15 protein-coding genes and 1 tRNA gene are annotated in these 16,945 nt (G+C 66.7%); 6 read left to right on the forward strand and 10 right to left on the reverse strand.

The window, feature by feature from the left end:
* Position 1: 1 nt before the first annotated feature.
* Positions 2 to 1,408 (forward strand): efflux transporter outer membrane subunit, encoded by a 1,407-nt coding sequence (locus tag D2V04_RS14690; RefSeq protein ID WP_407672120.1) that lies wholly within the window; start codon positions 2 to 4, stop codon positions 1,406 to 1,408.
* A 32-nt stretch (positions 1,409 to 1,440) separates the two neighbouring features.
* On the opposite strand, the gene D2V04_RS14695 is transcribed toward D2V04_RS14690, so the two are convergent.
* The 4 genes from D2V04_RS14695 to D2V04_RS14710 form a co-directional block, all read right to left on the reverse strand.
* A complete protein-coding gene (locus D2V04_RS14695) occupies positions 1,441 to 2,586 on the reverse strand; it encodes a copper resistance protein B (protein ID WP_119514471.1) in 1,146 nt (381 codons plus the stop codon).
* On the reverse strand, positions 2,583 to 4,337 hold the full coding sequence (locus tag D2V04_RS14700) for a copper resistance system multicopper oxidase (RefSeq protein ID WP_119514472.1): 1,755 nt from the start codon (positions 4,335 to 4,337) through the stop codon (positions 2,583 to 2,585). The genes D2V04_RS14695 and D2V04_RS14700 overlap by 4 nt, the downstream gene beginning before the upstream one ends.
* 96 nt (positions 4,338 to 4,433) lie before the next feature.
* Positions 4,434 to 5,156 (reverse strand): histidine utilization repressor, encoded by a 723-nt coding sequence (gene hutC / locus D2V04_RS14705; protein ID WP_119514473.1) that lies wholly within the window; start codon positions 5,154 to 5,156, stop codon positions 4,434 to 4,436.
* A complete protein-coding gene (locus D2V04_RS14710; RefSeq protein WP_119514474.1) occupies positions 5,153 to 6,535 on the reverse strand; it encodes a formimidoylglutamate deiminase in 1,383 nt (460 codons plus the stop codon). The genes hutC and D2V04_RS14710 overlap by 4 nt, the downstream gene beginning before the upstream one ends.
* A gap of 83 nt (positions 6,536 to 6,618) precedes the next feature.
* Between D2V04_RS14710 and hutI the strand changes: the two genes are divergently transcribed.
* Genes hutI through hutU form a run of 4 tightly spaced genes read left to right on the forward strand, consistent with a single transcriptional unit; the run spans position 6,619 to position 11,811 of the window.
* Complete coding sequence (gene hutI, locus D2V04_RS14715) at positions 6,619 to 7,818, forward strand: imidazolonepropionase (protein ID WP_119514475.1); 1,200 nt, start codon at positions 6,619 to 6,621, stop codon at positions 7,816 to 7,818.
* Positions 7,815 to 9,344, forward strand: coding sequence for a histidine ammonia-lyase (gene hutH / locus D2V04_RS14720; RefSeq protein WP_119514476.1), 1,530 nt, complete (start codon positions 7,815 to 7,817; stop codon positions 9,342 to 9,344). Before hutI ends, hutH begins: the two co-directional genes overlap by 4 nt.
* Positions 9,344 to 10,141 (forward strand): N-formylglutamate deformylase, encoded by a 798-nt coding sequence (gene hutG / locus D2V04_RS14725; protein WP_119514477.1) that lies wholly within the window; start codon positions 9,344 to 9,346, stop codon positions 10,139 to 10,141. Before hutH ends, hutG begins: the two co-directional genes overlap by 1 nt.
* A 2-nt stretch (positions 10,142 to 10,143) precedes the next feature.
* On the forward strand, positions 10,144 to 11,811 hold the full coding sequence (gene hutU / locus D2V04_RS14730; protein WP_119514478.1) for a urocanate hydratase: 1,668 nt from the start codon (positions 10,144 to 10,146) through the stop codon (positions 11,809 to 11,811).
* Positions 11,812 to 11,827: 16 nt separating this feature from the next.
* Here the strand turns inward: hutU and D2V04_RS14735 are convergent, their stop codons facing one another.
* The 4 genes from D2V04_RS14735 to D2V04_RS14750 form a co-directional block, all read right to left on the reverse strand.
* Positions 11,828 to 12,397 carry an RNA polymerase sigma factor gene (locus tag D2V04_RS14735; RefSeq protein WP_119514479.1) on the reverse strand — a complete coding sequence of 190 codons (570 nt, stop codon included), beginning with the start codon at positions 12,395 to 12,397 and terminating at the stop codon, positions 11,828 to 11,830.
* The gene (locus tag D2V04_RS14740; RefSeq protein WP_119514480.1) at positions 12,394 to 12,834 is read right to left on the reverse strand and encodes a periplasmic heavy metal sensor; all 441 of its coding nucleotides are present in this window, start codon (positions 12,832 to 12,834) and stop codon (positions 12,394 to 12,396) included. The genes D2V04_RS14735 and D2V04_RS14740 overlap by 4 nt, the downstream gene beginning before the upstream one ends.
* On the reverse strand, positions 12,831 to 13,079 hold the full coding sequence (locus tag D2V04_RS14745) for a hypothetical protein (protein ID WP_147391833.1): 249 nt from the start codon (positions 13,077 to 13,079) through the stop codon (positions 12,831 to 12,833). The genes D2V04_RS14740 and D2V04_RS14745 overlap by 4 nt, the downstream gene beginning before the upstream one ends.
* Before the next feature lie 221 nt (positions 13,080 to 13,300).
* Positions 13,301 to 13,374 (reverse strand) — tRNA-Gly (locus D2V04_RS14750).
* Positions 13,375 to 13,561: 187 nt separating this feature from the next.
* Here D2V04_RS14750 and D2V04_RS14755 point away from each other — a divergent pair.
* A complete protein-coding gene (locus D2V04_RS14755) occupies positions 13,562 to 14,320 on the forward strand; it encodes an SDR family NAD(P)-dependent oxidoreductase (protein ID WP_119514482.1) in 759 nt (252 codons plus the stop codon).
* Positions 14,321 to 14,354: 34 nt separating this feature from the next.
* Here the strand turns inward: D2V04_RS14755 and D2V04_RS14760 are convergent, their stop codons facing one another.
* Together D2V04_RS14760 and D2V04_RS14765 are read right to left on the reverse strand one after the other, a co-directional pair.
* Positions 14,355 to 15,071 (reverse strand): SDR family NAD(P)-dependent oxidoreductase, encoded by a 717-nt coding sequence (locus tag D2V04_RS14760; protein WP_182849773.1) that lies wholly within the window; start codon positions 15,069 to 15,071, stop codon positions 14,355 to 14,357.
* An 88-nt stretch (positions 15,072 to 15,159) separates the two neighbouring features.
* On the reverse strand, positions 15,160 to 16,938 hold the full coding sequence (locus D2V04_RS14765) for a flavin-containing monooxygenase (protein WP_119514484.1): 1,779 nt from the start codon (positions 16,936 to 16,938) through the stop codon (positions 15,160 to 15,162).
* Positions 16,939 to 16,945 lie beyond the last annotated feature (7 nt).

Genomic DNA, 16,945 nt, shown 5'->3' on the forward strand with positions numbered 1-16,945 from the left:
CGTGACCGCTCGTATTCTCCCTCTCGCCGCGCTTCTCCTCGCCGGATGCACCGTCGGCCCCGACTACGCCCCACCGCAGACCGCGGTCGCGCCCGAATGGGTCGAAGGCGGCGTTCCCGGCGAAGTGGATCTGGAATGGTGGCGCGGGTTCGGCGATCCGCAGCTCACCGCGCTGATCGAGCGCGCCTTCGCTGATGGCCCCGATCTCGCCGAAGCGACCGCGCGGCTCGCCGAAGCTCGCGCCAACCGCGACGCGGCGGCGGGCGGGCGCTTGCCAAGCGTTAACGCCACCGGCTCAGCCACCGAGAACGTCCTGAGCGAGGAAGGCCAGTTGCCGGTCGGCCAGATCCCGGGCTTCGAGCGCGATTTCCCGCTGTTCGACCTCGGCTTCGACGCGAGTTGGGAAATCGACCTGTGGGGCCGCCGCACGCGCGAGGTGCAGGCGGCCGAGGCGCGCGCGGACGCTGCGCTCGCCAGACGGCGCGAGGTCATGCTGACGCTCGCCGCCGAAGTCGCGCGCAACTATCTCGATCTGCGCGCGGCGCAGGCCGATGCCGCTACCCTGCAGACCCTCGCAGAGACCGATGCCGAGGCCGAACGCCTGACCCGGCTGCGGGTCGAGGCAGGCGAAGACCCGCGCGACGCGCTCGACCGTACGGCCGCGGCAGCGCAGGCAAGCGAGGCAGCGGTCGCGACGGCGCGTGCGCAGGCGACGGCTGCCGCCTATCGCATCGCGGTGCTCGTCGGCGCCCAGCCGGAGGACATGGCGCCGCTGCTTTCCCAGCCCGCACCCCTGCCCGCCGGTCCGGACGTCATTGCCGCCGGTATCCGCTCGGACCTGCTGACCCGCCGGCCGGACGTCCGCACGGCCGAACGCCGCCTCGCGGCCGCCACTGCCGACATCGGCGTCGCGACCGCCGACTTGTTCCCCCGCTTCTCGCTGCTCGGCAGCATCGGCCAGCAGGCACGGAGCGTGGACGACCTGTTCACGGGCGGAGCGACGCGTTTGCAGGTGGGCCCCAGCCTGTCCTGGCCGATCTTTGCAGGCGGCACGATCCGCGCCCGCATCCGCGCCGCCGACGCGCGGGCGGAAGCCGCCGCGGCGGTTTACGAGAAGGCCGTGCTGACCGCCCTCGCCGACAGCGAAACGGCGCTCAATCGCTTCGCCACCGCCCAGGCGGCGGCGACTGCCCAAGCCGCCGCGCTGGAACGTCAGGAGAGCGCACTGGCGCTTGCAAGGCTACGCGCCGCGTCAGGCGAGACGGACCGCCTCATGCTGGCGCAAAGCCGCCGCGCAATGCTCAACCAGGCGCGGGCTGCCACCGATGCCCGGCGCGAGCGCGCGCAGGCTGCGGTGGCACTGTTCAAGGCGCTGGGCGGCGGGTGGCGCGATCCGCCAGCGAATTGATCGGCGCGCCGCGGTTTGTCCCGCCGGTTAGCCTAGAACCAGCTTCGGATGCCGAGCAGCACGCTCCAACCGCCGATGCCCTCCCCGTCGGATCGTCTGAAATCCGCGGTGTCGCCGAACGCTCGTTCGTATTCGACGCCGATGTAGGGCGCGAACTCGGGTACGAATTCGTAGCGCAGGCGTAGCCCCATCTCCGCGGTCGAGAGACCGGAGCCGATGCCGAGTTCCGGCACGTCCTCGGCCGAAATATCCAGTTCCACCGCCGGCTGAAGGATCAACTTCCGGGTGATGCGCTGGTCGTACTCGGCCTCGAAGCGGGCGGCGAGTTCGCCCTTGTCCGAAAGGAACAGCGATCCGCCGATCTCGAACCAGTACGGGGCCAGGCCCTCAATGCCGAGCACCAGGTGCGTCCGCTCGGGATCGGGCCGAAAGTCGTGGCGGACACCCGCCTGGAGATTGAACCACGGGTCGATGGCGCGACTGTAGAGGGCCTGCACCTCGACCTCTTCAGGACTCTCGCCGAACACACCTTCGCCCTCGCTCTTGAGCCAGAGCTTGTCGTAGTCGCCGCCATGCCATGCCTGGACATCCCATGCGTAGCCGTCGCTTCCGTCGCGGGCGCGGTATTCGAGCTGGTCGGCAAGGAACATCGCAGTGACGTAGCCGCCATGCTCCTCGATCAGCCTCGCCTGTCGCTTTCGTTCGAACAGCTCGGGATCGAAGATCGTCGCGGCGGCGTGTTCCGGGCCTGAGAATGCCTCAGGTGGCGGCGGCGCGACAGGTGGCGCATCGGATGCCGCCATCCCGGGCATCGCATGGCCGGCGTGGGGATCGGCCGAGGGTTCGGGCGCCTTGTGCCCGGCATGCGGATCGGACGCCGGGCTGGCCCGGGGCGTGCAATGTCCCATCGCCGCATGCTCCGGCGTGCAGTCCGGAGCGCTGCTCTCAGCGCCGGACGGCTGATGTTCCGGGGCGGCATGACCAGCGCGCGGGTCCGCGCTCGGTGTGCTTTGAAGCGTGCAGTGGCCCATCGCGGCATGCTCTGGGGTGCAACTGCTGCCGGGCGTCGCGGGCGATGCCGGCGGAGCATGCTCGGCCCCATGGCCCGTCTCCTGGGCGGCCGCGGGAGAGGTCCACGCGAACATGGAGGCGGCCACGAGAAGGAGCGAACGCTTCATGCTTTCTCTCCTTCGTCGTCCATCGGCCGGACCTTCACCACGTTCATCATGCCGGCGTGCATGTGGTAGAGGAGGTGGCAGTGGAACGCCCAGTCACCCGGCGCATCGGCGGTGAGATCGAAGCTCGCCTTGCCGCCGGGCATGACGTTCACCGTGTGCTTGACCGGGTTACCGGCCGGCATGCCGGTCACCAGCTCGAAAAAGTGACCGTGGATATGGATCGGGTGACTCATCATGCTGTTGTTGATGAGATTGACCCGGACGCGTTCGTTCCGCGCGAAGCGGATCGGCTCGGCGCCTTCGTTAAGCTTCTTGCCGTCGAACGACCACATGAAGCGTTCCATGTTGCCGGTCAGATGGATGTCGACGCTGCGTGTCGGCTGGCGCTTGTCGTGGAAAGGCCTCAGCGGGGCGAGATCGTGATAAGTGAGGACGCGGTGAGGCTCGTCTTCGAGACCCAGCGGCCGGTCGCCTGTGCGATCGACCGGCATCGGCGCGATCATGTCGACGCCGACGCCGACGTCGACATCGACATCGTCAGGTACAAGCGACTTGTCGCGCATGCCGTGATTCATCGAGCCGGAGCCATGGTCCATGCCCGGCATCGAGCCATGGTCCATTCCCCCCATGCCCATGTCCTTCATGCCCAGAACCGGCTTGCGGCGGAGGGGCGGAACCGGCGCCTGCATGCCCATGCGCGGCGCCAGTGTCGCACGCCCCATGCCCGAGCGGTCGATCGATTCCGCGACCAACGTGAAGGCCCTGTCCTCCGTCGGGGTGACGATCGCGTCGTAGGTCTCGGCGACCGAGATCTGGAACTCGTCGGTCTCCACCGGCTGCACGTTCTGCCCGTCCGCACTGACGATCGTCATCGGCAGGCCCGGGATGCGAATGTTGAAGATGGTCATCGCGGATGCGTTGATGAAGCGCAGTCGCACGCGTTCGCCGGGACGGAACAGGCCGGTCCAGTTCTCCGCTGCCCCGTGGCCGTTGACAAGAAAGGTATAGGTCGCACCGGTAACGTCGGCGATATCGGCGGGGTCCATCCGCATCTTGCCCCACATCATGCGTTCCTCGAGCGGCATCGTATGCGCGAGCTCGTCCTCGCCGCCGATCAATCCGGCCAGCGTCTGCCGCTGGCGATTGAAATAGCCGCCCTGCTGCTTGAGCTTTCCGAACAGCTCGTGCGGATGCAGGAACGTCCAGTCCGACAGGACGATCACGTGCTCGCGGTCATAGGCGACCGGGTCGCTATCGGCAGGATCGATCACGAGCGGCCCGTAGTGACCGCTCTGCTCCTGCAATCCGGAGTGGCTGTGGTACCAGTAGGTGCCGTTCTGGACGATCGGAAACTCGTAAGTGAACGTCGTCTTGGGAAGGATCCCCGGGAAGCTGATGCCCGGCACGCCGTCCATGTGAAACGGCAGAATGAGGCCGTGCCAGTGGATCGACGTATCCTCGTCGAGCGTGTTCTCGACGTGGATCCGGACATTCTGCCCTTCGCGCAGCCGGATGAGAGGGGCGGGCAGCACGCCGTTCAGAGTGATGGCGTGACCGTTGCGGCCTCCCACGGTGAACGGGCTGTGCCCTACGGTGAGACGGATATCCTCACCGGAGAGGGTCGGCATCTGCGGGCGCAGTCCGGGCGAGCCGGTCTGCGCCCAGGCAGGGAACAGGCCAGACCAGCCAAGCCCCGCGGCACCCATTGCGCCCGCGCGCAGCAGTGATCGGCGGTCGATCGTCGACGTCATGAATTGAACTCCGGGAGTGAAGTGGATGCCATGCCCTGTCGTTCATACGCAGGCGCGCCGATTTGCCCTCAGCCCATCAGGCAAACTGCGCACGGCTCAGGAGCCCGGCGCGCGCTTCGCGGGGCCGAACCTGGCGACGAGGCTGTAGGCGGAGCCGACGAAATGCTGGCGCACCTGGGTGATGCCTTCGCTGCCCCGCCAGGTGCGCCGCTCGACGAAGAGACAGGGCGCTCCGACGGAGAGCTTCAACTGCGCGGCAACGCCTGTGCTGGCGGCTACCGAGGCGATCCGCGTTTCCGCCTCGGTCCAGGGAACATGCTTCAGAAGCCACGCACCAGGGGAATCGTCATCGAACGGCTGCGCGGCCATCTCCGGCACCGCTGCAAGGCTGACCAGCCGCAATTCGCAGGCGAGCGGTACGTCATCGGCAAGATGAACGCCGGCGATCATCAGCAGCTCGCCTTCTTCCGCCAGCCCGGCCTCGCGCGCCTGTGGCGTGCCCGGCGGCACGATCGTCCGCTCGGACAGTTCGAAGCGGTAGCGCTGGCCCCGCTGTACGATCTCCTGCTCCAGATCGGGAATATCGAGCATCATCGAATGGGCCTTCGGGCGGGCGACGAACGATCCGGCGCGCTTGCGCCGCTCGATCAGCCCTCCGCCGGCAAGCGCCGAGAGCGCCTTGCTCACCGTCATCCGCGAGCAGCCGTATTGCTGCATCAGATCGTGTTCGGTCGGCAACCGCGAGCCCGGAGTACGTACGCCGGTCAGGATGTCCGCCTCGATCTCGCTGCGGATCTTCTCGTGCAGGGGCAGGTTCACGCGATCAGCGCCCCGATCGCCCTGCGGTAGCGGGCCACGACCGCGTCGCGCGCGACATGCCGGCCGCCGCTGACGCGCTTGTCGCCGCGCCGCCACACGCAATCCACGGCACCCCGACCGGAGGCGAACAGGAACCCGTCGAGGATCGACGCGGCAGGCCGATCGGCGAGGGAAGGGTGATCCGCATCGAGGCTGACGAAGTCGGCCGTGTTCCCGGGCGCGAGCCCGGCGGGGGCGCCCAGCGCCTGTGCACCGCCTGCCAGCGCTGCATCGAACAACGTCTGCCCGGTGGAGCGGTTGGCGCCCGGCGCGACGACATTGCGCGAGCGCGCAACCAGGCGCTGGCCATATTCGAGCCAGCGAAGCTCCTCCGCCATATCGATCAGCACGTTCGAATCGGACCCGATACCGATCCGCCCTCCAGCGCCCAGGAAAGCCGGAGCAGGAAACAGGCCGTCGCCCAGATTGGCCTCGGTCACCGGGCACAGGCCCGCGACGGCACCGGTGGCTGCCAGGGCCGTCACCTCCGCCGCGTCCATATGCGTCGCGTGGACGAGGCACCAGCGCCCGTCGACCTCCGCGTTGTCGAGCAGCCATTCGACGGGACGCCGACCGCTCCACGCCAGGCAATCCTCCACCTCCCGCACCTGCTCTGCGATATGGATATGGACGGGCGCATTGCCGGCCATTTCCTGCAGCAGCCGCAGCTCTTCCGCGGTGACTGCGCGCAGGCTGTGAGGCGCGATGCCGACGAGCGCGTCGGGGAGCACGGTCACCGCTTCCCGCGCTGCTTCGAGCAGGCGCGCGAAGCTCTCGGGATCATGGACGAACCGGCGCTGCCCCTCATTCGCGGGAAGGCTGCCGAACCCGCCGTGGGCGTAGAACACCGGCAAATGCGTCAGGGCGATGCCGGTCTCGGCAGCCGCGGCGACGATCCCATGCGTCAGCTCCGCGGGGTCGGCATAGGGTGCTCCGGCGGGATCGTGGTGGAGATAGTGAAACTCGCCCACACGGACGAAACCCGTTTCCAGCATTTCGACATAGGCGAGCGCGGCGATAGCCTGCAGCGCCTCGGCATCGATCCGGTCGACGAAGCGATACATGATTTCGCGCCAGGTCCAGAAGCTGTCGTCGCCCGCGCCGCGTGTCTCCGCCATCCCGGCCATGCTGCGCTGGAAAGCATGGCTGTGGACATTGGGCATGCCCGGAATGCCGATCGCGTGGCACTCGTCAGCAGGAGTCGGACCGACCGCGGTTTCGACCGCCGCGATAACCCCGTCCTCGAGGGCAAGGCGCACGTTCTCGGCCCAACTGCCGGGCAGCAGGGCACGGCTGAAATGGATCGTATGCCGGCGTGCAGGAGGTGCGTCGTGGCTCATTCGCGGGCCTCTCGAAGTCGTCAATTATGTCTATACATTATCGGCGATCAATGCAATCTATTGCCGCGAAGGAGACTCGGGCAATGCGATGCGACAGGTTGTGGCGCAATGCACGGCTGGCCACGATGGCGGGGCCGGGCCTCGGACTGGTGAACGCCGGCCTCGTCGCTTCGCGCGATGGCGCGATCGTTCATGCCGGGGTGGAGGAGGACGCGCCCTCGTTCGAACCCGATGAGACGATCGACTGCGAGGGCCGCTGGATCACGCCCGGTCTGATCGATTGCCATACCCACCTGGTCCACGGCGGAAACCGCGCGCGCGAATTCGAGATGCGGCTGGCCGGCGCGTCATACGAGGAGATCGCCCGCGCAGGCGGGGGGATCGTCTCCACCATGGAGGCGACCCGCGCCGCCAGCGAGGACGAACTCGTCGACAGCGCGCTCCCCCGCCTCGACGCCATGATCGCGGAGGGCGTGACCACGGTCGAAATCAAGTCGGGTTACGGCCTGGATATCGACACCGAAATCCGAATGCTGCGCGCCGCGCGCAGGCTGGGCGACGTGCGCGCGATACGCGTCGCCACGACATTCCTGGGTGCTCACGCTCTGCCGCCCGAACACGCCGGCGATGCGGACGGGTATATTGCACTGGTCGCGGGCGAAATGATCCCTGAAATCGCGCGCTTGGGCCTTGCCGATGCCGTCGACGCCTTCTGCGAAGGGATCGGATTCACCACCGAGCAAACAGCCCGTGTGTTCGACGCTGCAACGCGCGTGGGGCTTCGCGTGAAGCTCCACGCAGAGCAGCTCTCGAACCAGCACGGCGCGGCGCTGGCGGCACAATACGGCGCGCTTTCCGCCGACCATCTCGAGCACCTCGACGATGATGGCGTCGCTGCGATGGCGCGTGCGGGGACAGTCGCAACCCTGCTTCCCGGCGCATTCTATTTCATGCGCGAGACACGTCTGCCGCCGGTCGAAGCCTTGCGCGCGGCGGGGGTGAAGATCGCCCTCGCGACGGACTGCAACCCGGGGACCTCGCCGCTCACCTCGCCGCTGCTGGCGATGAACATGGGCGCGACGATGTTCCGCCTGACCGTCGAGGAATGTCTGCTCGGCATGACGCGCCACGCCGCGGCCGCGCTCGGTCTTTCGCATGAAATCGGCACGCTGGAGGCGGGCAAGCGCTGCGACCTCGCGATCTGGGACATCGAGCATCCGGCCGAGCTTGTCTATCGCATGGGGTTCAACCCGCTCCATGCCCGCATCTGGAGTGGTCGATGACCGATCTGATACTCGTCCCCGGCGCGGTTTCGCTGGCCGACTGGCGCGCGATCTACCGTGGAGCAGTGGCGACGCTCGATCCCGCCTGCGCCCCGCGCATCGCCGAAAGCGCCGCGGCGGTCAGCCGCATCCTCGCCAAGGGCGCGCCGGTCTACGGCATCAACACCGGCTTCGGGAAGCTGGCGAGCGTGCGCATCGGTGACGATGATCTCGCGACTCTCCAGCGCAATATCGTTCTCAGCCATGCCGCGGGCACTGGCGAGCCCTCGCCGGTGGCGGTGGTGCGGCTGATGATGGCGCTCAAGCTCGCAAGCTTGGCGCAGGGTGCGTCGGGCGTGCGGCCTGAGACGGTTGCGCTGCTCGAAGCCATGCTCGTCAGGGGACTGACACCGGTGATCCCGGCGCAGGGCTCGGTCGGTGCGAGCGGGGATCTCGCGCCACTGGCGCATATGGCCGCGGCGATGATCGGGGTCGGCGAGATCGACCTGGCGGGTGAGCGCCTGCCGGCCACCGAAGCGCTGTCCCGCGCCGGGCTCGCCCCGTTGGAACTGGCGGCGAAGGAGGGCCTGGCGCTGCTCAACGGCACGCAGTTCTCGACCGCCAATGCACTCGCCGGGCTGTTCGAGGCGGAGACGCTGTTCACCGCCGCGCTCGTTACCGGCGCGCTCTCGACCGAGGCGGCCAAAGGCTCCGACACGCCGTTCGATCCGCGCATCCACGAGCTGCGCCGCCATCGCGGGCAGATCGAGGTCGCCGCCGCGCTGCGCAGCCTGATGGCCGGGTCTGCGATCCGCGCCAGCCATCTCGAAGGCGATGCGCGCGTGCAGGACCCTTATTGCCTGCGTTGCCAGCCGCAGGTCATGGGTGCCGCGCTCGATCTGCTGCGCCAGGCCGCGACGACGCTGGAGATCGAGGCCAACGGCGTCTCCGACAATCCGCTGATTTTCCCCGATGCCGACGAGGCGCTGTCGGGCGGCAACTTCCATGCCGAGCCGGTCGCCTTCGCCGCCGACATGATTGCGCTCGCGCTGTGCGAGATCGGCTCGATCGCCGAACGGCGGATCGCCATGCTCGTCGACCCGGCGTTGTCGGGCCTGCCCGCTTTCCTGACTCCGCAGCCTGGGCTCAATTCGGGCTTCATGATCCCGCAGGTCACCGCCGCGGCGCTGGTCAGCGAGAACAAGCAGCGCGCCTATCCGGCGAGCGTCGATTCAATCCCCACCTCCGCCAATCAAGAGGATCACGTGTCGATGGCGGCGCACGGGGCGCGGCGGCTGCTCGCCATGGCGGAAAACGCTAGTGCGGTGATCGGCATAGAGCTGCTCGCAGCAACGCAGGGGTGCGATTTCCATGCCGGGCTGACCTCGTCGAAGACGCTCGAGACCGTGCGCGCGCTGCTGCGGGAGCAAGTGCCCACACTCGACCACGATCGTCATTTCCACCCTGACATCGAAGCAGCGAATGCGCTGGTGCGCAGCGGCGCAGTGGCCGAGGCGGCGGGGCTGGCGCTGCCGGGGATCGCCTGATGGACTGGCTTAGCGTGCATCGCGGCAGCGCGCCGCTGGTCGTCGCCTTTCCGCACGGCGGCACAGGGCTGGCCGGGCTCGACGATGCCTTCGTCTCGCCCTGGCGCGCTCGGCTCGACACCGACTGGTGGGTGAGCGAGCTTTACGCCTTCGTGCGCGATCTCGGCGCGACGACGGTGGCGACCACTATCTCGCGCAGCGTGATCGACATGAACCGCGACCCTTCGGGCGCCTCGCTCTATCCGGGGCAGGCGACGACCGAGCTGTGCCCGACGTCCACTTTCGACGGCGATTCGCTCTACCGTGGCGGCGGCCCGGATACGGCGGAGATCGAGCGGCGCAAGCAGGCCTTCTTCGAACCCTATCACGCGGCACTCTCTGCCGAGATCGAGCGCCTGCGCGCCCTGCACGGCCGCGTCGTCCTCTACGATGCCCATTCGATCCGCAGCCATGTCCCACGCCTGTTCGACGGCGAACTGCCGCAGTTCAATATCGGCACCAACGGGGGCGCGACCTGTGCTCCCGAGCTCGAAAGCGCCGTCACCGAGATCTGCGCCGCGAGCGGGGAACGCCATGTCGTCAACGGTCGCTTCAAAGGTGGCTGGACGACGCGCCACTACGGCCGCCCCGAGAACGGGGTCCATGCAATCCAGATGGAACTCGCCATGCGCGGCTACATGGCCGAGCCGGCGACGCTTGACGAAACGAACTGGCCCAGCCCCCTCGACAGCGCACCGGCGATCCAGCCGACACTGCGCCGGGTGATCGGCGCCGCGCTCGATTTTGCGAAAGGATGACGATGACACGTCTCGACAACAGCCGCGTGATCAAGGCGCCGACCGGCCCTGAGCTGAACGCGAAGAGCTGGCTCACCGAAGCGCCGCTGCGGATGCTGATGAACAATCTCCACCCGGATGTCGCCGAGCGGCCCGAGGAGCTGGTTGTCTATGGCGGCATCGGCCGCGCCGCGCGCGATTGGGAGAGCTTCGACCGCATCGTCGAAACGCTGGAGCGGCTGGAGGACGATCAGACCCTGCTCGTCCAGTCGGGCAAGCCGGTCGGCGTCTTCCGCACCCATCCCGATGCGCCGCGCGTGCTGATCGCCAACAGCAACCTCGTGCCCCACTGGGCGACGTGGGAGCATTTTGGTGAGCTCGATAAGCGCGGTCTCGCCATGTACGGGCAGATGACTGCAGGCTCCTGGATCTACATCGGCACCCAAGGCATCGTACAGGGCACTTACGAGACCTTCGTGGAGATGGGGCGCCAGCACCACGGCGGAGACCTGTCGGGCAAATGGCTGCTCACCGCCGGCCTGGGCGGCATGGGCGGCGCACAGCCGCTCGCGGCGGTGATGGCGGGCGCCTCGTGCCTCGCGATCGAATGTCAGCCGAGCCGGATCGAGATGCGCCTGCGCACCGGCTATCTCGATGTCGCCGCGCAGACGATCGAGGAAGCGATGGCGGTGATCGAAAAGAGTTGCGCCGAGAAGAAGCCGGTGTCGGTCGGCCTGCTCGGCAATGCTGCGGAAGTGCTCCCCGAACTCTATCGCCACGGGATCCGTCCCGACCTGCTGACCGACCAGACGAGCGCGCACGATCCGGTGAACGGCTACCTGCCGATCGGCTGGACCGTCGCCGACTGGGTCGAGAAACGCGAGAGCGATCCCGAGGGCGTCGCGAAGGCGGCCAAGGCATCGATGGCGGTTCATGTCCGCGCGATGCTCGATTTCCAGGCGGCTGGCGTGCCGACGACGGACTACGGCAACAACATCCGCCAGATGGCGAAGGACGAGGGGGTCGAGAACGCCTTCGACTTCCCCGGCTTCGTCCCCGCCTATATCCGCCCGCTCTTCTGCCGCGGCATCGGACCGTTCCGCTGGGCCGCACTGTCCGGCGATCCCGAGGACATCTACAAGACCGATGCCAAGGTGAAGGAACTGCTGCCCGACGACACGCACCTCCACCACTGGCTCGACATGGCGCGCGAGAAGATCCAGTTCCAGGGTCTCCCGGCCCGCATCTGCTGGGTCGGCCTCGGCGACCGCCACCGGCTCGGCCTCGCGTTCAACGAAATGGTCGCGAGTGGGGAGCTGAAAGCCCCAGTCGTCATCGGCCGCGACCATCTCGATTCAGGCTCGGTCGCCTCGCCCAACCGCGAAACAGAGGCGATGAAGGATGGCAGCGACGCGGTCAGCGACTGGCCGCTGCTCAATGCCCTGCTCAACACGGCGAGCGGCGCGACCTGGGTCTCGCTCCACCATGGCGGCGGGGTCGGCATGGGCTATTCGCAGCACGCCGGCATGGTGATTGTGGCCGACGGCACTCCCGAAGCCGCCGCGCGGCTCGAACGCGTGCTGTGGAACGACCCCGCCAGCGGGGTGATGCGTCATGCAGACGCGGGGTACGACATCGCGATCGATTGCGCACGGGAGCGGGGGCTCGATCTGCCCGGCATCTCGAGCTGACCCCGAGGCTCGCCGTCTAGCCGCCCTCGTTCAACAGCGCGCGCAACCGCTGGCGCGCGCGATATAGCCGCGTCTCCACCGTCTTGACGGTGACCCCGAGCGCATCGGCGGCATCCTGCTGCGACATCTCTTCCACGCCGCACAGCACGATCGCTTCGCGCAGCTTGACCGGCAGCGCCGCCATGGCCGAGCGCACACGCGACAGCTCGTCCGCGTCGACGGCGTTCCGGTCGGGAGAGGGTGTGTCGCTGGCGACATGGTTCGCGCTCTCAAGCGGCAAAGCCGAGGCGAAGAACGCACGCACCTTGCGCCGTCGCGCCCAGTCGCGGCACTTGTTGAGCGCGATCCGTGCGATCCACACGCGGAACGGCCGCACGCCGTCGTAGCGGCCGATCGCCTGGAATGCCGCGACGAAGGTTTCCTGGGTGAGATCGAGCGCTTCCGCCTCGTCGCCGATGGTGCTGCGGATCAGCCGGAAGACGGGCGCCTTGTAGCGGCGGAGGAACTCCCGATAGGCGAGCTGATCGCGGCCTTTCGCCCGCTCAGCAAGGTCCCGGTCGCTAAGCTGGTTAAGGGTGGGGTTCACCGCGCATCGGCGGTCAGCGCCTTGACCACGATGCTGTCGAACACTTCCGCCTGCTCGGGGTCGAGCACCTCGCGCATGGCGAAGAGGTGTTGCAGCGTTTCCTTCTGCAGCGAGCCCATCACCTGGTGCGAATGATCGATCGCCAGAGTAACTTCCGGGCCATACCCATGTTCGGCCTGCATCGCCTTCGCCAGCCGTACGTTGGCCGCCCGCATTTCCTGCTCGAGGGCATGGTGGCGCGCGGTAAAATCCGCTTCGATTTGCTCGAGCCGCGCCCGCTGCTCGGCCGTAAGGTCGAGCCGTTCGTGCAGCTGCGCGTGGAGCTCGGTCTCGCTGGCCCGCGGCTTGTCGACGATCTGCTGGCCGACAAACACGCCCGCCACCGCCGACACGAAGGCCACGAGTCCAATCATGAGCACGCGCTGAAACGAAGTCATCCGCGCGACCCCACCGGTGCGCAACATGCAAGCGGACTGTCCGGCACCAGCGGGCTGACCGAACTGGCTGCGATGGCAGGCTCGGGCATGGCTGTGCTCGCCAGAATTCCGCCGCCGAGCGAGGCGAACGCCGCAACCAGTACCAGCCGCTGCGTAAGCGTCGCTTCCTGCCGGCTCGCAGCAAGCTGATCCAGGATCGGCTGGTCGATTTCGTCGAGCTGCGGAGGCAGCTCGGAAGCATTCAAGATACGAACTCGTTCTTCCATCGCACCTTCGTTCCCGCGTAAGTGCCTATACGCACCGGCCATCCGCACCCCTCGAAATGCGCGTCGCTTGAGATTGCGCGATCCGGGGCGCCACCCGTGTTTGGAGGGGATGAACTAGCGCCAACCTCCGGAGACTCATACCGGAAAACGGCCTGGAGCGGCGCTTAAGGAGCGCACTGGCACCATGACAGGCAGCCAACTGGAGCGGGTGAAGGGAATCGAACCCTCGTCGTCAGCTTGGGAAGCTGCTGCTCTACCATTGAGCTACACCCGCATTTCAGGCACTTGTGCACGATCGCGCGGTTGATTGCGGCGGTGCGTTCGCGCGATTGCCATGGCAAGCCGGCGGCCGTCAACACAGACTTTTCCTTCCACTGCCCTTTCAACCATCCTCATGGTTTATCAGACGTCCAGGAACACGAGGAGCGATCGCCAACGAGAGCACGCAAACTGGAGAACACATGCGACTTGAGAACAAACGCGTGCTCATCACCGGGGCAGCAAGCGGAATTGGTCTGGCCTGCGCGCAGGTCATGGTTTCGCACGGAGCGCGCGTGATCGGCAGCGATATCGACGGTTTGGCATTGGCCGCCGTGGCCGACGAAGCAGGCATGGCCGAGGCCTTGCCGCTGGACGTGGCCAACGAACGGGACTGGGCAGCCGCCGCCGCAAAGGTGTCGCGCATGTTCGGCGGTCTCGATGCGCTGGTTCACTCCGCCGGGATCGGTGTTGGGGGCGACTTGACGACTCTGCCGCTCGAAAGCTGGCGGCGCCAACAGGCGATCAACCTCGATGGCGCTTTCCTTGCGATCAAGCATATGCTGCCCTTGCTCCGCGAAGGCGGAGGTGGCGGATCGATCACGCTGATCGCATCGGTCACGGGAATCCGCGGCTCGGCGGTATTCGCGCCCTACGCCGCCAGCAAGGCTGGTGTCATTGCGCTTGCACGTTCATCGGCGCAGGCCAGCGCTGCCGCAGGCGATGGCGTGCGTGTAAACGCAATCGCGCCTGGAGTGATTGCGACACCTATTTTCGGCCGCATGGAAGGGGTGGACGCTGCCGCCAGCGATCCGGTCGCAACCGCAGCCCGCCTTGTGCCACTGGGCCGCGTAGGGCAGCCCGAGGATATTGCCTACGCCGCGGTCTATCTGGCGAGCGATGAGGCAGCCTATGTTACGGGAATCGTCCTTCCGGTCGATGGCGGTCTGTTGATGCGGTAGACCCCTCCGGGACGGGGCGCCGTGGCTCGGGAGATCATTCGCCCCAGGTCTCGCCGAACTCGGTGGCGTTCAGCCTACACCCGGAAAGATGCATCCGGGGTTCGGACGCCAGCCAGGCGACGGCTTTGCCTACGGCGCTCGCGTCAATTTCCTTAAGGTCGGCCATTTCTTCCAAGTCGATGCGCGCAGTGCCAGAAGTGCGGACGAACGCACCTGGGGTAATCGTCGAAACGACGACGTTGGCCTCGAGCAGCTCGCGGGCGATACCCAGTGCCCAACGATCGAGCGCGGCTTTCGAAGCCCCATAGAGTGAGAAATGCTGCTGAAAGGGATCCGACGCCATTTCGAGCAGGCCCGCGCCCGAGGTCAGGAATACGAGTGTGCCACCCGTCGATCCCATGGCAGCCACACCGGCCTTGGCGAGCCGGAAAGCCGCCCGGAAGTTCACGGCCATCACGTGATCGAGATCTTCCAGTTCGCTTTCCGCAAAGCTCAACTGAGGAAACAGACCCGCGCTGTGCACGATCCCGCCCAGACTGCCCCGAGACATGATCGTTCGTACGAGATCGACTATGGCATGCTCGTCTCTCAGGTCGCCGGCGATGACCACCGGCTCGCCCCCGGCGGCGCGGACTCGAGCCGCTGCAGCCGCGAGCATTGGCCCGTCGATATCGCACAGTGCGACGGTGCGCCCTTGCTCGCCCAGGGCTATTGCCGTCTCCAGGCCGATGCCTGCGGCAGCGCCGGTCACGATTATGGCCGGAAGCATGCCGGCTTTCCGGCAATGGCCGGCATCTTGGTGGCCTCTGGCGCTTGATCGAGATGCTCGTCGCGGAGCTTCATCCGAACTCGAGGCGATTGGCGAACTTCTCCTCGGACATCTTCGCCAAGTACTCGAAATACGCGAGCGGTCCGCCCCCGAAAGGCGAGTTCAGTTCGGCCTCCCGCGGTCTGGCGCCTTCGAAGTTGAAGTAGCTGGGCGTGCATTTCTCGAAGAAAGCGTGCCGATCCGCCGACAGCTCGACACACAGATCGACCCATTCATCCTCCGCCGCCTGCGTGGGCTCGACGGTTTCTATGCCGTTATCGCAGCAATGAGCGATAAGGTCGGCCATGTAGATCGACTGGGCGTCCGCGGTGTGGAGATAGTTGATCGAGGTCCCTGCCTGCACGATGGTGAGCACGAAGAAGTTCGGAAAACCGCGCGTCTGCATGCCGAACAGAGTGCGCGCGCCATTCTGCCAATGGTCGTCGAGCGAAAGGCCGTCCCGGCCGGTGATCGAAAGGCCCGATTCGCGCGTATAGCTGGTCATGAAGTCGAAGCCGGTTGCGTAGATGAGACAGTCGAGTTCGTACTCCTGCCCTTCGACCACGAGCCCGCGCGGAGACACACGTTCGACACCCTTGCCTGCGGTATCGACCAGGGTCACGTTCGGACGGTTGAAGACCTGCAGGTAGTGGTCGCTGAAACCCGGGCGCTTGCAGAAATAATGGAAGTACGGCTTGAGCGCCTCGGCCGTCGCCTTGTCCTCCACGATCCCGTCGATCCGCTGGCGCACGCGCTCCATCTTCAGGATTTCGGCTTTTTCGCGTTCTTCAGGGCTCATCTCGATCCCGGCCGAGGTCGATTTCTCGCGGAATAGATCGGTCATACTGTCGCTGACCATGTCGACGACCTGAGGCAGACCCGAGGTCCATTGCGTGAAATTGAGCATGCGCTCGCGCTGCCAGCCGGGGGGGAGCGAGCGGAACCATTCGACGTCGGTCGGCCCGTTGCCGCGCACGTCGACCGAGGCGGGGGTCCGCTGGAACAGGTAGAGATGCTCCGCCGATTGCGCCACGGGCGGCACGCACTGGATGCCGGTCGATCCGGTGCCGATGATGCCGACGGTCTTTCCGCGCAGGCCCGTCAACTCGCCTTCTGCATCGCCGCCGGTAACTTCATAGTCCCAGCGGCTGGTATGAAAGCTCGGCCCCTCGAAGGTTTCGATGCCCGGAATGCCGGGCAGTTTGGGGCTGCTGTAGAGTCCCGTAGCCGATACCGTGAAGCGTGCCGTTATTCGGTCGCCGCGATTGGTGGTCACGATCCAGTGCCGCGTGCGCTCGTCCCACGTGAGCGTTTCGGCGAGGGTCTGGAACAAGGCGTCGCGATAGAGCTCGAACTTCCCCGCAATCAGGCGGCACTGCTCGTGGATCTCCGCGCCCTTGGCATATTTCTCGCTCGGGACGTAACCCGTCTCTTCCAACAGCGGCAGGTAGATGTAGGATTCGACATCGCAGCGGATGCCGGGATAGCGGTTCCAGTACCAGGTCCCGCCGAAGTCGGCGCCCTTCTCTATGATGACGATGTTCGCGACGCCGCGCTTGCGCAACTGCACCGCCGTCAACAGTCCGCCGAAACCGCCGCCGATGACGACCACGTCGGCCTCCCGCTCCACCGGCTCGCGCTCGAAATCAGAGGCGGCATTAGGATCGGTGTCGAAAGCGGCGAATCCGTCCTTCAGTGGCTGATATTGCCTCACCGCATCGGCGCGCAGGCGCTTCTCGCGTTCTTCGGCGTAGCGGCGGGCCAATGCCTCGATATCGACGTCCCTCTCGCCGCCGCCGTCGTTACTCATTCATTCG

Origin of the sequence: Pelagerythrobacter aerophilus, from assembly GCF_003581645.1 — a bacterium.
Classification (GTDB): domain Bacteria; phylum Pseudomonadota; class Alphaproteobacteria; order Sphingomonadales; family Sphingomonadaceae; genus Pelagerythrobacter; species Pelagerythrobacter aerophilus.